Consider the following 12,917-nt stretch of genomic DNA (forward strand, 5'->3'; position numbering starts at 1 on the left):
TGGGGCGCGGACAGCGGCGTCGCCAATGCCTCGGTGGTCATGCTTTCCCTCAGCGCCGGAGAGGCCACGCCCACGGCCTTCTGAGAGGGCGATCGGGCGGCAAGCGGCCCGAACCGGCAACCTTGTGGGCCGACTATTTTCCGTCGGCGGCGGAGCCGCCTTTACATCGCGAGACAAAATAGTCGGCCCCCTTCGGTCCTCCGCAGAGGCTTCGGCCCTCCGCTGCGCTGCGGGTGCAAGTCCGTTCCGCCCGCCGCCTTCGTCGCCATGAAGGCCGCGATGGGCGCGGCCGATCCGACAAGGAAAGCCGCGATGACCACCGACCACGACGACGATTTCGAGCCGCACCACAGCTCATCCTCGACCGATGAGGTCCTCCACGAACTCCAGCTCTATGGCTACCGTCCCTTCCAGGACGAACCTGATCCCAGGCCACTTCCCAAAGCGAACATCCTCGTCGGCAGCATCTCCGACATCTTCGACGCCCTCGTCGTGGCGCTTTCAGACACCCGCCTCGAACCCGACCTCGAGGACCTGCTCTGGTCGACGGTGAACGTCTTCCACCGCGCCATCGAACGGATCGAGCGCGAACTCGACGACAACGAGCTGGCCCAGCAGCGCTCGCAACGGGAACAGGACGGCAGCGAGGTCAAATCCGTCGAGCTGGAACGCTTGACGGCGGAAGGCCAGACGCTGATCGAACGCCGCAACGCCTTCGAGCTGATGCGCGACCAGGCCGCCGACCAGTTCGAGCATCACACCCATTCAGCCTGGCGGCCGCGCAACGGCTCAAAGGTCAACCATCGCAACCTAACCTCGGCGATGATCGACAGCCGGGATTTCCTCAGCGCCAAGAAGCGCGCGGACAACCAGGTGCTCCTCCCCGCGGGACCGAAGGTGGCGTTGACGGGCGGGCTCGACTTCAACGATCACCGGCTGATCTGGGCCAAGCTCGATCAAGTCCACGCCAAGCATCCCGACATGGTGCTGTTGCACGGCGGCTCGCCCAAGGGCGCCGAGCTGATCGCCGCCAAATGGGCCGACAATCGCAAAGTTCCGCAGATCGCCTTCAAGCCCGACTGGACGAAACACGCCAAGGCCGCACCGTTCAGACGCAACGACGCACTGCTGGAAACCCTGCCGATCGGCGTCCTGCACTTCCCGGGCACCGGCATCCAGGATAACCTCGCGGACAAGGCCAAGAAGCTCGGCATCCCGGTCTGGAAGTTTGGCGGCGCGTGAGCGCCGCCTTTTCCTCAGTACGTATTGGCGCCGAACCGGAAAGGCGGATCGCCGGCTTTCGCCCTTCAGTCCGGTTCACCCGTCACGGCTATCCGGGCCGCACGAGCATAGTGCGCCAACTCCGCATCGTTCTCGATCAGACCATCGAGCAGCGCCTTCATGTCGTTCTGATCGGACGCCGATTGAAACGGCCCCGGCTGCCGCTCGATCGAAAGCACCGCGATGGCGAGCGCCTTCTTCACCAGATGCAGGTCACGTCCCGTGAATTCCGCCATGCCGCATGCCTCAGTCATCATGTCGACTCGTGAGCACAGCTTAGCCGATCGGTCAGCGCACCGTGAGGACAACGAGGTTCCACGCATTATCGGCGACGGCCTTTAAGTGGCGGCTCCTGCCGGCGAGCGCCACCCCGCGTCTATCAGCGCTGATCCTTGGTCCGGCCGAGGGCCTGACGCCATCAACCCGTAAAGGGTCGGCTTACGCGAAGCGTGCCGCCGCTGCGTCTTCGCCTTCGCGGTGATTGCGGCCCTCGGCCGAACACATCGGGCGCCTGTCGCGCGGGGATGGTCCCCGCCTCAGCACAGGAGCCGGATCAATGTCTCAAGCCCTCGCATTCGCTAACGCCTGGAACCTCGCCACCACCCTCTTGGTCTGCGTCGTCGTCTTTCATGCTGACGCTGGCAACTACGGCGTCATGCTGGCCGCCGAATATGACGGCGATCCCAACGCCGTCATCCACGAATTCGACCCCTTCCAACCATGAAGGGCGGCGCGCCACGAGGCTGGACCGTAAGGGTCAGCGGGATTCCCACTCCCGTTGGCGCCTATCTGCGGCTATACTTGCGTGCGCCGTGGTGGTGGTGGAAGGCGCGACCGTCAGACCTTTATCTCACGGAGTACACTGCCATGATCATCTTCGGACCTCTGCTTGTCATCGTCGGCATCGGCTTCTTTTGCTGGCTGCTGTTCACCCTTGCTGTCTTCGCACTGCCCTTTTTCGTCGGTCTGACGATCGGCATATGGGCCTTCCACACCGGGGCCGGCGTGCTCGGTGGAATCGCCGTGGGCCTCGTGGCGGGCGGCGTAACCTTTGGCGTCGGGCAGCTCGCGCTCGCCTTTGTGCCATGGGCGTGGCTTCGACTTCTGATCATCCTCCTTTATGTCGCGCCCGCCACCGTCGCCGGCTACAGCGCCACGCATGGAATCGCCCAGATGGCGATGCCTTCACCCACCTGGCAGGCGATCTTCGCCGTCATCGGCGCGATCGCCGTCAGCGTCACGGCGTTCGTCCGCTTCACCGGAATGGCCGCGCCCGGACCAGCCGGACAGAGCTTGGCGCGGGGCTGACACCGTCACCGCGACGGGGTGGGGCTGGATCAGGCATTCCGTATGCTCGTCGTCCTCGTCATCGAACACGGAGTGAGTGCGGCCGGGCGTCGAGGCTCACCCCGTCATCGCATAGTGCCGGGCGTTGCGGCGGGTCGTTGAGGCGGCACGGCCGAGGTGGCAACGTCTTACGGATACGGCCAACGAAGGGCGTGACGGAGCGTGCCGCCGGAGAGCTTGGTCTCGGAAGCAGGAGATCCGTTGGTGGCCAGGACAGGGCCCGCACCGCCGTCGAATTCACTGGCCAACCTCTGCGGTGACTCGAGAATCGCCACGTTCCCCTTGATGTCAGCTCTGTCGGGCCGAGCGCACCGAACGGCCTCTTCGATGGACTGATCTGGCCGAAGGCCGGCTAAAGCCTCGACCGCCTATGGCGCAACAGCGGCGTCGAAACTTTCTTCCCCTGCCGGACCCCCACCCCACGCGACGAGTCGCGTGGGGACCCCGAGGGCGCCGTCATTCCTCGCGAGACAAGAAAGCCCCTCCTTTGCTGTCGAGCCCCATCGCCCACCCCATCGCGCAAGCGCGATGGGGACCCCGGGCAGGGGTGCGCCGTCGGTCGCCTCCGGCCCTTCGATCACCATCGAGGCCGCAATGGTGCGGGCTCGCAAACAGAGATCAAGGAGAACTACCATGGCGACCATCGGCACCTTCAAGAAGTCCGGCAACGAATTCACCGGCGCGATCGTCACCCTCTCGGTCCAGGCCAAGAACGTCCGGATCGTCCCCGAAACCACCCGCTCCGGCGACAACAGCCCCAGCCACCGCGTCTATGTCGGCCGGGTCGAGATCGGCGCCGCCTGGGCCAAGCGCTCCAACGAGGGCCGCGACTATCTGGGCCTCAAGCTCGACGATCCGAGCTTCACCGCCCCGATCTTCGCCAACCTCTTCAACGACGAGGACGGCGAGGGCTACAGCCTGATCTGGTCCCGCCCCAACGGCCGCCGGAGCGACTGACCCTGCCTACAATACCCCGTCCGGCTGGTCCGGGCGGGGCATCGCCTTGCAGCTTCAGCGCGCGGCGGTGTGCGGGCGGGTTTGGTCGAGCAGATCGAAGAGCTTGCCGGGGTCGAGGCGGATCACATGGCCCGAACCTGGCACGATGGTGAGCGTGTTCTGGATGCCCAGCCGGTCCAACTCCTGGCTGGCGTCACGCGAGCCGCGCACCCACTCGGTGTCGTCGCCGCCAGCGAAGGCCGCGACCGGGATACCCCTGAGGTTCTTGAGTGCGGCAAAGGCGCGGTCGTCGGGCGGAACCCCGGGCAGCACGGTCAGCGAGACAAAGCGGTCAGGAAACTCGGTGATGACGCGATAGGCTGAGAGACCGCCGTTGGAGACGCCGGCGAGATGCGCCTTGCCGCCCTCGACGCGGACGGAACGCGCGACCTCGTCGACGAGAGGCGGGAGTTCCCGTTCGAGGCCGCTATAGAAGTTCTCCCCGCTCGGCGCTGCGGGGCTGATGACCACCCACCCGCGCCGCTTCGCCTCGGCTTCCCAGTAGAAATTCAGGCCCGCCTCGACCATCTGTCGAGACTGATCGCCTGGTGGCAGCGCAAGCAGAACCGGGTAGGCTTTGCTCTTGTCGAAATGATCGGGCAGGACGAGCGCATAGTCGATCGTGTGGCCGTTGTGGACGAACTGACGGTCATCGGCGGCATGGGCGGCAGCCGCGATCATCTGGGAACACAGCAGGGCGAACCCAAGCAGCAGGCCGGCAGTGTGAAAGGGGCGGCGGGCGCCTGCGGCGCGCGGACGGAAACCGGCGGTGAGATACGGCAACGGAAACTCCAACGGTTGCGGGCCGGGTCCGCGAGCGGCCTGCCAGATTGACGAGCCCAATCCTTCCGAGCCACGTCCGAAGTTAGTCTCCGACTGGTTCAAGTTACAGGGTGTCCGTGGCTAAGGCTCCGCCGGCGCCTTTTTGCGGGCCTTCGAGAATGCGGCGAGCACCAGTTCCGTCGCCTCGACCTCAAGCGCCTCCGCGATCCGGCCGAGCACGGTGACGCTGGCCGAGACGTCGGCGCGCTCGATCCCTCCGAGGTAGCGGGCGCTCAACCCGGCCCTCTCAGCCAACTCCTCCTGCGTCATCCCTTTCGCATGACGCAACCGACGCAGATTGACCGCCACGACCTCCTTGAGATCCATGGCGATGATGGAGCCGATATCGGAACTATCGTTCCAGGAACGATCATTCCGATTCGTACATGCGAGTGCTATTCATCGAAGCTGCGAAGGCCCCAGTTTGCCATTTTCCCAAGCAACGTGATGCGCGCCAAGCATCGCGAAGTAAGTATTTCGCGGCGTGAATCTTGCAAAAATTCTCGGTAAATGAATGGCTAACGCATTGCCTTGATCTCAAGGGGGTAGATCGCAATGACCCAGGCGCCTTTCCAGGACCGGCCGCCGCACACCGACCGCGTGAACGCCTATGACGAGCAGCATCTCGCGATCTATCTTCGATTGCTGATGGCCGACGAAGAGGGCGCTGACTGGCGCGAAGTCGTCCAGGTGATCTTCGGCCTCAATCCGGCCCAAGAGCCCGCCCGTGCCAAAACGGTCCATGACAGCCATCTGGCGCGGGCGCGCTGGATGACTGAGACGGGTTATCGGCACTTGCTTGAACACCGGATGCAGTGAGCCGACAGCTCACACTCCTCCGGCTCGCAGCCACACGTGATGCAACCTTAAGGACTACTTTTTCCGACGAGTTTTCCGGATCGTGGAAGCCCCATGGAGGGACAAAACGAGAGGAAACGTCATGCCCACGGAGTATTGGCGCTCGCCGGAGACGATTGATCGCCTGAACCGCCTCGAACGCCCCGGCTTCGCCGTCGAATTCCTGCGCCGCAACACCCATTACCGCCGCGACTTCGCCCACACACAACGCCAGATCGCACGCGCCTCCGTCGATGCCGAGACCGCCGGCGTCAGTCTCGCTCGACGATGGGGGTTACGTTTTCGCCCATGACCCCGCGTCTCCGGTCGGGCTCGAACCCGCCATGTGGCTACCGGAAGTCTCGCCGGCCACGCTGATTCTGGAACTGGCGCCATCCGGGTTCGAGGCCGCTTCATCCTTCGATCCCCGCGCCTTCGGTCCGGCGCTCGTCGAGCGGACAGACGCCGATGGACGGGAGCTGGTGATCGTCGACGGATCGGGCGAACTCCATATCCGCGTGCAGGACGACCAGGCCACGCAACGACCGGCCGTGCTTCTCCCGCTCGACAGCATGTTCGAGTTGCGGATCGACGTCGCGCTACGCTTCGCCCGCCGCCTCAGCGGCCGGCGCATCAACTTTCTCCCGGCCGCCCTGCGGCTCACGTCCTTCCAGAAACGGCGACTGATCCAGCTGCTCCACGCCTTCGACGTTCACGATGCCGGCGGTGGCCCGCGCGACGTCGCGGCGGAAGTGCTCACCTCCGACCACGCCCAGCTTCCCTCGGTCGAGTGGAAGGATTCGCACGCGCGCCGCAAGGCCAACCGCCTCATCCACGATTCGATCACCCTGGTCGAAAGGGGCTACCTTAAGCTCCTGCGCGGTCTCTGACGCGCCACTCATCCCTCCCAGTCACCGCCATCACCACGCCGCTCTCGCCGTGCGGCCTCGTCGGCGACGTCTCTGCTCGCCTCGTCGCGAACGCGGGGGGACACGCACCAGCGAGAATTTTCGTCCACCCCCAACGCCCGGACCCTGCGCCACCGTGACCCGGACATGCCGCGACTTAGCCGCGGCGCTTCGAGGCAAGACGGAGGCTTCCCATGCTCGACAGGTCCGCGCAGCTCGCCACCCGCTACGTCAGAACCCATGAAGCGGCGCGCATCCTCGGCATCTCGCCGCGCACGCTGGAGAAATACCGCTGCCACGGCAGCGGGCCGACCTTCCGCAAGCTCGGCGGTCGCGTCGTCTACGCGATCGCCGACCTCGAAGCCTGGGCCGACCGGGCCGCGTGCAGCTCGACGTCCGATCCTCGATACGTCGAGGCCCGCGCCGCCGGCCACGCGCATCGCTGACGCGGCGCTCGTCGATGTCGCCCCGCCGCCTCATCACAGCCAGCGAACGGAGCAAGCTCGACCCGTTCGTCGTCGCCACCGGCGACGCCAGCCCGCGCGATCAGCGCGACCTGATGGAACGGCCGTTCTTCTCGTTGGCCAAGGCCAGGCGCACGGCGCCGATCCTCTACGAATCCGCCGGCGTTCGGGTCGAGGTCTACGCCGTGCCCGAACATGGCATGGCGACCATTTGGGACGCCGACATGCTGATCTGGGCGGCGAGCCAGATCGTCGAGGCCGAGAACCTCGGCTTCAAGACCTCGCGTTTCCTCCGCTTCACACCCTACCAGCTCCTGACCGCGATCGGTCGGCAGACCGGGGCCCGCGATTACAAGCTCCTGAAGGGCGCGCTCGCCCGCCTGCAATCGACCGTCATCCGCACCACCATCCGGGGCGGCGAACATTGGCGCCGTCACCAGTTCTCTTGGATCAACGAGTGGGAGGAATGCACGACGCGCGACGGCCGCGTCGAGGGCATGGAGTTCGTGCTTCCCGATTGGTTCTACCGCGGCGTCATAGACCGCTCGCTCGTGCTGGCCATCGACCCGGCCTACTTCCGGCTGACCGGCGGCATCGAGCGCTGGCTCTATCGCGTCGCGCGCAAACACGCAGGTCGCCAGCCCAAAGGCTGGCTGTTCGAGATCGCGCATCTCCACGAGAAGTCCGGCAGCCTGGTGCGCCTCTCCGATTTCGCGCTCCAGATCCGGCGCATCGCCGCGCGCCAGCCGCTGCCTGGCTATCGCCTGCGCATCGAGCGCGACGACCGGCGCGAGCTGCTGCGCATCCTGCCCGCCTACTTATCCACAGCCCCTGTGGATGGCGCTGTGGACGCGCTCGGGACTTCGCACGCAAACGGTATCGGGATTCCGCACGCAGCCCTATCGGGACTTCGCACGCACGAACCGCAGTTAACGCTTTGGCCAGAAACAGCGATTCCGGGCCTTAACTTAGAATCTAACTCAGAATCTAACTCTTGTAGTTGGCCCGCGCGATCTGCGGATAAGCGCGCCACCCCCGCTGCACGGACCTCCGAACCCCCGGAACAACAGCCGTCGCTGCCCTTCGGCCGCAGGCCGGGAGGGAAGAGATGATCGTCGCTCTGCTCAACCAGAAGGGCGGCGTCGGCAAGACCACGCTTGCGCTTCATCTCGCCGGCGAGCTGGCGCTGCACGGCAAGCGCGTCACGCTGATCGATGCCGACCCCCAGGGCTCGGCGCTCGATTGGTCGGAGCAGCGGGCGCGCGAGAACGTCCCCCGGCTCTTCGGCGTGGTGGGTCTTGCGCGCGACACGCTCCATCGCGAGGCGCCCGAGATCGCGCGCACCGCTGATCATGTCGTCATCGACGGACCGCCGCGCGTCGCCGGCCTCATGCGCTCCGCGCTGCTCGCCGCCGACCTCGTGCTGATCCCGGTACAGCCGTCGCCGTTCGACGGCTGGGCCTCGGCCGAGATGCTGGAGCTGCTGCGCGAAGCGCGCATCTATCGCCCGCAGATCGCGGCGCGCTTCGTGCTGAACCGCTGTGCGGCCCGCACGATCATCGCTCGCGAGACGGCCGAAACGCTCGCCGATCACGATCCGTCGGTGCTCAACAGCACCATCGGCCAGCGGGTCATCTTCGCCGACGCCGCACAGTCCGGCCGGCTCGTCTTCGAACTTGCCGAGCAGAGCGCCGCGGCCCGCGAGATCGCCGCGCTCGCCGCTGAAGTCTCGAGGATTGCGCCATGAGCGCGCGTGGCGCCCGACGCGGCTTCGCCGCCCGGCCTGGCGACGCCGAGAGCTGGATCAAGACGCCCGACGCCTCAAGCCGTCGCGGTGACGAGCCCTCCGCCTTCACCGCGCGCCTGACGATCGACGTCACGCCGGCACTGCGCGGCCGCATCAAGGTCGCCGCCTTCCGGCGCGGGATCACCGTCGCCGACATGCTGCGCGACCTCCTGGCGCGCGAGTTCCCCGCCGATCCCGGAGAGCGCTCATGAACGACAACGAGCCGTCGCCGCCGCGCGTCGTGCCGCCATCGCATCGGCGCACCGTCGCACTCACCCATGTCGAGCTGACCTGGATCGAGAGGAAGATCGAGCATTGGCTGCGCTTCGGCCGCCGCGCAGAGGAGAAGATCCTCGATCGCCGCCGCAGCATCTCGAGCTTCAAGCCAGGCAGCATCTTCGCGTTCGTGCGCTGGGCGTCGAACGACTATGGCACCGTCATCTCGCGCATGGATATCGTGCGGGCCGTCGAGCCTGGCGCACGTTTCCAGACGCTGCCTTTCGTGCGTCCCGGCGGCGAAATTCTGCTGCGCGTCGATAGCTGGGCCAAGGTCGAGCGCGTGTTGCAAGCGATCGACGCCGTCGAGGCGCTCGACATCGATCCCGCCGACGCCGCGCCCGAGTACTGGCGCCACCTCCATAACCGTCTCGCCGCGGGCCACGAGCCGCGCCCTTACACGCGCGATCAGCACGTCGCCTGGCTCAAGCGTCGGAGCGTCACGCTATGACCCGCTTTGGCTACGTCATGACGACGTATTTCGCCATGCTCGTCTTCATCGGCTTGGCTTTCGTCCATCCGTCGCCGCGCCTGATCTGGAATGCCACGGCGAGCACGCCGACCGGGCTTTATGCGCTCCGCCCGGCCGGACAGCTCCATGCGCTCGAGCTGGTCGCCGTGCGCGCGCCCGAACCGATCGCCAGCTACCTGGCCGATGGCGGCTTTCTGCCCAAGGGCGTGCCGCTGCTGAAGCATGTGATGGCGCTGCCTGGGCAGACGGTGTGCCGCGCGGGCGATGCCGTCACCGTCGATCACATCCCCGTCGGCGCGGCGAGTGAGCACGATCACCTCGGCCGCCCGCTGCCCCGCTGGAGCGGCTGCCACACGCTCGGCCCGAGCGAAGTTTTCCTCATGAACCCGACCGTCCCCGACAGCCTGGACGGTCGCTACTTCGGTCCGCTTCCCACCACCGCGATCGTCGCCCGCGCGGTCCCCTTGTGGACCGACGAGGCCGGTGACGGCCGCTTCGTGTGGCGCGCCGGCACCGATTGACCCGCTTCTTAGGCCCGCCAACAACGGAGGTTTTCCATGGCGCAGATTGGTCAGTTCACCCGCGACAAGTCCGGCTTCACCGGACGCATCCAGACGCTCTTCTTCACCCAAGACCTCTCCCTCGTTCCGGCCGAATTCTCCGATGCCGAGAATGCTCCCGACTATCGGGTCCGCATGGGGGACGGCGATGGCCCGGAGATCGGCGCGGGCTGGAAGCGCACCGGCGAGAAGGCCGGCGAGTATGTCTCCCTCGTCATCGACGATCCCGCGCTCGCGCAGCCGATCCGCGCCAACCTCTTCCAGTCGGGCGACGACAAGTCCGCCTGGGTGCTGAACTGGAATCGTCCGCCCAAGCGCGGCGATCGGGGCTGATCGCATGCGGTGCGCACTTCTTCTGCTCGCCAGCGTGACGGCGCTCGGCATGCCCGCCGCCGCCGTCCACGCTCAGGCGGCGCCGATCTCGGTGCAGTCGGCAAGCGATCCCTACGCCGGCCTGATCGCCGAAGCCGCGCAACGCTTCGGCATCCCAGCGGCGTGGATACGGGCGATCATGCGGATCGAGAGCCGTGGCGATCGGCGCGCCATCTCACCCAAGGGCGCGATAGGGTTGATGCAGCTCATGCCCGAGACATGGGCTGCGCTTCGCGCTCGCTACGGCCTTGGGCGCGACGCGTTCGATCCGCACGACAACATCCTGGCGGGCGCGGCTTTCCTGCGCGAGATGCACGACCGCTATGGATCGCCGGGATTCCTCGCGGCGTACAATGCCGGGCCTGGGCGATACGAAGATTATCGCGACCGCCATCGTCCGCTGCCGCCGGAGACCGTCGCTTACGTGGCTGCACTCGTCCCTTTTGTCGGGGACGGCGCGACCGATGGGCCTGTCCTCGTGGCGGCCTCGAGTCCGCCGTCCTGGACACAGGCCCCGCTCTTCATCACGCGATCGGCAAGCGCTGAACCTGCCGATCGCGCCACATCCAAACAGCCGTCGAGCGATGCGCCGGCCGTCGTCGCGGTGCGCGATCTGTCCGCCATCGCACCGCAATCCGATGGCCTGTTCGTCCACGTTTCCGCAACGGGGCCGAAGCCGTGATCGCGCCGCTCTCCCGTCGACGGACCGCCACATCACCTCGGTCGGCTCGCGCCTTCCGTGTCGGCTCGGCGGCTTCAGACGGCTCAAAGCGCTACATCGCAGTTACGGCGCGCGATTTCGCAATCAGGCGCGGCGTGACGTGTTTCCGAGAAAAAGGAAGGGCGGATAGGGGAGGAGCGCAGGAACCGACCGACAGAGGGCGAGATAAAAGGCCGCAAGGTGCGGCTCGGTCGGTCGGTTGTTTTTATTGGGATTTTTCAGCGATCCGGCAATGTACGGCCCTGGGGCGCAAGGTGCGCCGGACCCACAACGCTTTGCCGGAGCTGACTTTTCCGCACATTGCCGGGGCCGGCGATGGCTGACGAGAACGATTTCCAGCCTCGCCCTGGCCGCATCCGCTCGACCCGCAGTCAGCGCGCGAAGCCCTTCATCGCCCAGGCGCTCGCCGCCGCCCAACGCGCCGGCGGCGGCGTCTCGCGACAGGGCATGCTCAGAAGTGGGAAGCGCTCGACGTTCGGCCGCGGCCGGGTCGCCAGCGTGCAGGCGAACCGTCTGCTCACCGGCCGCTCGCGTCTAGTGACGATCAAGACCCGCGTCGTCCGTCATGCGGCGAGATCAGCGCCGCTCTCGGCCCACCTCGGCTATCTCCGTCGCGAGGGCGTCACCCGGGACGGGGAGAAGGTCAGGCTGTTCGGACCGGAGACGGAGGATGCCGATCCCAAGGCCTTCGCCGAGCGCTCTCAAGATGATCGCCACCATTTCCGATTCATCGTCTCACCCGAGGATGCCGCCGAGCTGTCCGACCTCAAGGGCTTCGCCCGCGACCTGGTCGGCCAGATGGAGAAAGATCTCGGCACCAAGCTCGATTGGGTCGCCGTCGATCACTGGAACACCCAGCATCCGCACGTCCACATCATCGTGCGCGGCGTCGCCGACGACGGGCAGGACCTCGTCATCTCGCGCGACTACATCAAAGAAGGCATGCGCGCCCGCGCCCAGGACCTGGTGACGCAAGAACTGGGACTGCGCAGCGATCTCGACATCCGTCGCGCGCTCGAGCGCCAAGTCGACGCCGAGCGCTGGACCCAGCTCGACCGGCAGCTCGCCCGCGACGCCGATCGGCACGGCGTCATCGACCTCGCGCCGGATGCGGGACGCCAGCCTGATCCGTTCGAAGCGCTCAAAGTCGGACGATTGCGGCGCCTGGAGGGTCTTGGTCTCGCGCACCAGCTCGGGCCGGGTCAATGGACGATGGACTCGGCCGCCGAGACGACCTTACGCGAGCTGGGCGAGCGCGGCGACATCATCAAGCGCATCCACCGTAGCCTGACCGAGCGGGGCATCGAGCGAGCCGCTGCGAGCTATGTGCTCGCTGGCGAGAGCCTGGATGTCCCGATCATCGGCCGCCTGGTCGATCGCGGTCTCGACGATGAGCTGAAGGGTACGGCCTACGCCGTGGTCGACGGCGTGGACGGGCGGACCCACCACATCAAGCTTCCCGATCTCGACGCCGCCGGCGACAGCGCGCCGGGCTCCATCGTCGAGTTGCGCAAATTCGACGACGCGCAAGGCCGGCGTCGCGTCGCCATTGCGGTGCGTTCCGACCTCGCCATCGAAGATCAGGTGACGGCGAGCGGCGCAACCTGGCTCGATCGCCAGGCGGTCGCGCGCGATCCGGTGGCGCTCGGCCAGGCAGGCTTCGGCGCCGAGGTCCGCGAGGCGATGGATCGCCGGGCGAACCAGCTCATCGAGCAGGGCCTCGCCGAGCGACAGGCGCGGGGGATCGTGTTCGCCTCCGGCCTGATCGGAACGCTTCGACGGCGGGAGGTGGAGGTGCTGGGCGAGCGCCTCGCCGCCGAAACGGGCCAGCCGTTCAACGGCGCTGCGACGGGCGAGTATGTCGCCGGGACCTACCGACAACGCTTCGCGCTCGCTTCCGGCCGCTTCGCCATGATCGATGACGGCCTCGGCTTCCAGCTCGTGCCCTGGACGCCCTCCCTAGAAAAGCAGCTCGGCCGCCACGTCTCCGGCGTCGCCCGAGCCGATGGCGGGATCGACTGGGGCTTCGGCCGCAACCGGGGGCTTGGGCTGTGAACGATCCCTCCAATCGCCGA

Annotated in this window: 19 protein-coding genes; 16 read left to right on the plus strand and 3 right to left on the minus strand. The window is 66.7% G+C overall.

Going from position 1 to position 12,917, the window contains the following annotated elements; all coding sequences use genetic code 11:
• Positions 1-312 precede the first annotated feature (312 nt).
• Positions 313-1,242 carry a DUF2493 domain-containing protein gene (locus QMG80_RS09560; RefSeq protein ID WP_085773790.1) on the plus strand — a complete coding sequence of 310 codons (930 nt, stop codon included), beginning with the start codon at positions 313-315 and terminating at the stop codon, positions 1,240-1,242.
• Between the two features lie 65 nt (positions 1,243-1,307).
• Here the strand turns inward: QMG80_RS09560 and QMG80_RS09565 are convergent, their stop codons facing one another.
• The gene (locus QMG80_RS09565; protein WP_085772605.1) at positions 1,308-1,517 is read right to left on the minus strand and encodes a hypothetical protein; all 210 of its coding nucleotides are present in this window, start codon (positions 1,515-1,517) and stop codon (positions 1,308-1,310) included.
• Between the two features lie 320 nt (positions 1,518-1,837).
• Here QMG80_RS09565 and QMG80_RS09570 point away from each other — a divergent pair, with 320 nt between their 5' ends.
• The 3 genes from QMG80_RS09570 (at position 1,838) to QMG80_RS09580 (ending at position 3,585) form a co-directional block, all read left to right on the plus strand.
• Entirely contained in the window at positions 1,838-2,005 is a 168-nt protein-coding gene (locus QMG80_RS09570) for a hypothetical protein (protein WP_199768984.1), read from the plus strand.
• 143 nt (positions 2,006-2,148) lie between these two features.
• Positions 2,149-2,589, plus strand: coding sequence for a hypothetical protein (locus QMG80_RS09575; protein ID WP_085772606.1), 441 nt, complete (start codon positions 2,149-2,151; stop codon positions 2,587-2,589).
• Positions 2,590-3,261: 672 nt separating this feature from the next.
• Positions 3,262-3,585 carry a DUF736 domain-containing protein gene (locus tag QMG80_RS09580; RefSeq protein ID WP_085772607.1) on the plus strand — a complete coding sequence of 108 codons (324 nt, stop codon included), beginning with the start codon at positions 3,262-3,264 and terminating at the stop codon, positions 3,583-3,585.
• A 54-nt stretch (positions 3,586-3,639) separates the two neighbouring features.
• On the opposite strand, the gene QMG80_RS09585 is transcribed toward QMG80_RS09580, so the two are convergent.
• Complete coding sequence (locus QMG80_RS09585) at positions 3,640-4,407, minus strand: alpha/beta hydrolase (RefSeq protein WP_085772608.1); 768 nt, start codon at positions 4,405-4,407, stop codon at positions 3,640-3,642.
• A gap of 120 nt (positions 4,408-4,527) precedes the next feature.
• Positions 4,528-4,773, minus strand: a complete 246-nt coding sequence (locus tag QMG80_RS09590) for a helix-turn-helix domain-containing protein (protein WP_085772609.1) — start codon at positions 4,771-4,773, stop codon at positions 4,528-4,530.
• A gap of 228 nt (positions 4,774-5,001) precedes the next feature.
• Here QMG80_RS09590 and QMG80_RS09595 point away from each other — a divergent pair, with 228 nt between their 5' ends.
• The 12 genes from QMG80_RS09595 (at position 5,002) to QMG80_RS09650 (ending at position 12,897) form a co-directional block, all read left to right on the plus strand.
• Positions 5,002-5,265 carry a DNA -binding domain-containing protein gene (locus QMG80_RS09595; protein ID WP_085772610.1) on the plus strand — a complete coding sequence of 88 codons (264 nt, stop codon included), beginning with the start codon at positions 5,002-5,004 and terminating at the stop codon, positions 5,263-5,265.
• Between the two features lie 121 nt (positions 5,266-5,386).
• Positions 5,387-5,596: a transcriptional regulator domain-containing protein gene (locus tag QMG80_RS09600; protein ID WP_085772611.1), complete on the plus strand. Its 210-nt coding sequence runs from the start codon at positions 5,387-5,389 to the stop codon at positions 5,594-5,596.
• A 31-nt stretch (positions 5,597-5,627) separates the two neighbouring features.
• A complete protein-coding gene (locus QMG80_RS09605) occupies positions 5,628-6,173 on the plus strand; it encodes a DUF2285 domain-containing protein (protein WP_245299962.1) in 546 nt (181 codons plus the stop codon).
• A gap of 212 nt (positions 6,174-6,385) precedes the next feature.
• Positions 6,386-6,637 carry a helix-turn-helix transcriptional regulator gene (locus tag QMG80_RS09610; protein WP_085772613.1) on the plus strand — a complete coding sequence of 84 codons (252 nt, stop codon included), beginning with the start codon at positions 6,386-6,388 and terminating at the stop codon, positions 6,635-6,637.
• A gap of 14 nt (positions 6,638-6,651) precedes the next feature.
• On the plus strand, positions 6,652-7,767 hold the full coding sequence (locus tag QMG80_RS09615) for a replication initiator protein A (protein WP_085772614.1): 1,116 nt from the start codon (positions 6,652-6,654) through the stop codon (positions 7,765-7,767).
• Positions 7,764-8,402, plus strand: coding sequence for a ParA family partition ATPase (gene parA, locus QMG80_RS09620; RefSeq protein WP_085772615.1), 639 nt, complete (start codon positions 7,764-7,766; stop codon positions 8,400-8,402). The genes QMG80_RS09615 and parA overlap by 4 nt, the downstream gene beginning before the upstream one ends.
• Complete coding sequence (locus QMG80_RS09625) at positions 8,399-8,653, plus strand: hypothetical protein (protein WP_085772616.1); 255 nt, start codon at positions 8,399-8,401, stop codon at positions 8,651-8,653. Before parA ends, QMG80_RS09625 begins: the two co-directional genes overlap by 4 nt.
• Positions 8,650-9,168 (plus strand): DUF2840 domain-containing protein, encoded by a 519-nt coding sequence (locus tag QMG80_RS09630; protein WP_085772617.1) that lies wholly within the window; start codon positions 8,650-8,652, stop codon positions 9,166-9,168. The genes QMG80_RS09625 and QMG80_RS09630 overlap by 4 nt, the downstream gene beginning before the upstream one ends.
• Entirely contained in the window at positions 9,165-9,710 is a 546-nt protein-coding gene (locus QMG80_RS09635) for a S26 family signal peptidase (protein WP_085772618.1), read from the plus strand. Before QMG80_RS09630 ends, QMG80_RS09635 begins: the two co-directional genes overlap by 4 nt.
• A gap of 36 nt (positions 9,711-9,746) precedes the next feature.
• Positions 9,747-10,082 carry a DUF736 domain-containing protein gene (locus QMG80_RS09640; RefSeq protein WP_085772619.1) on the plus strand — a complete coding sequence of 112 codons (336 nt, stop codon included), beginning with the start codon at positions 9,747-9,749 and terminating at the stop codon, positions 10,080-10,082.
• Between the two features lie 49 nt (positions 10,083-10,131).
• Positions 10,132-10,803, plus strand: a complete 672-nt coding sequence (locus QMG80_RS09645; protein ID WP_432806975.1) for a lytic transglycosylase domain-containing protein — start codon at positions 10,132-10,134, stop codon at positions 10,801-10,803.
• 354 nt (positions 10,804-11,157) lie between these two features.
• A complete protein-coding gene (locus QMG80_RS09650; protein ID WP_085772621.1) occupies positions 11,158-12,897 on the plus strand; it encodes a relaxase/mobilization nuclease domain-containing protein in 1,740 nt (579 codons plus the stop codon).
• The last annotated feature ends 20 nt before the right edge of the window (positions 12,898-12,917 follow it).

Origin of the sequence: Methylocystis bryophila (assembly GCF_027925445.1) — a bacterium.
Lineage (GTDB): Bacteria > Pseudomonadota > Alphaproteobacteria > Rhizobiales > Beijerinckiaceae > Methylocystis > Methylocystis bryophila.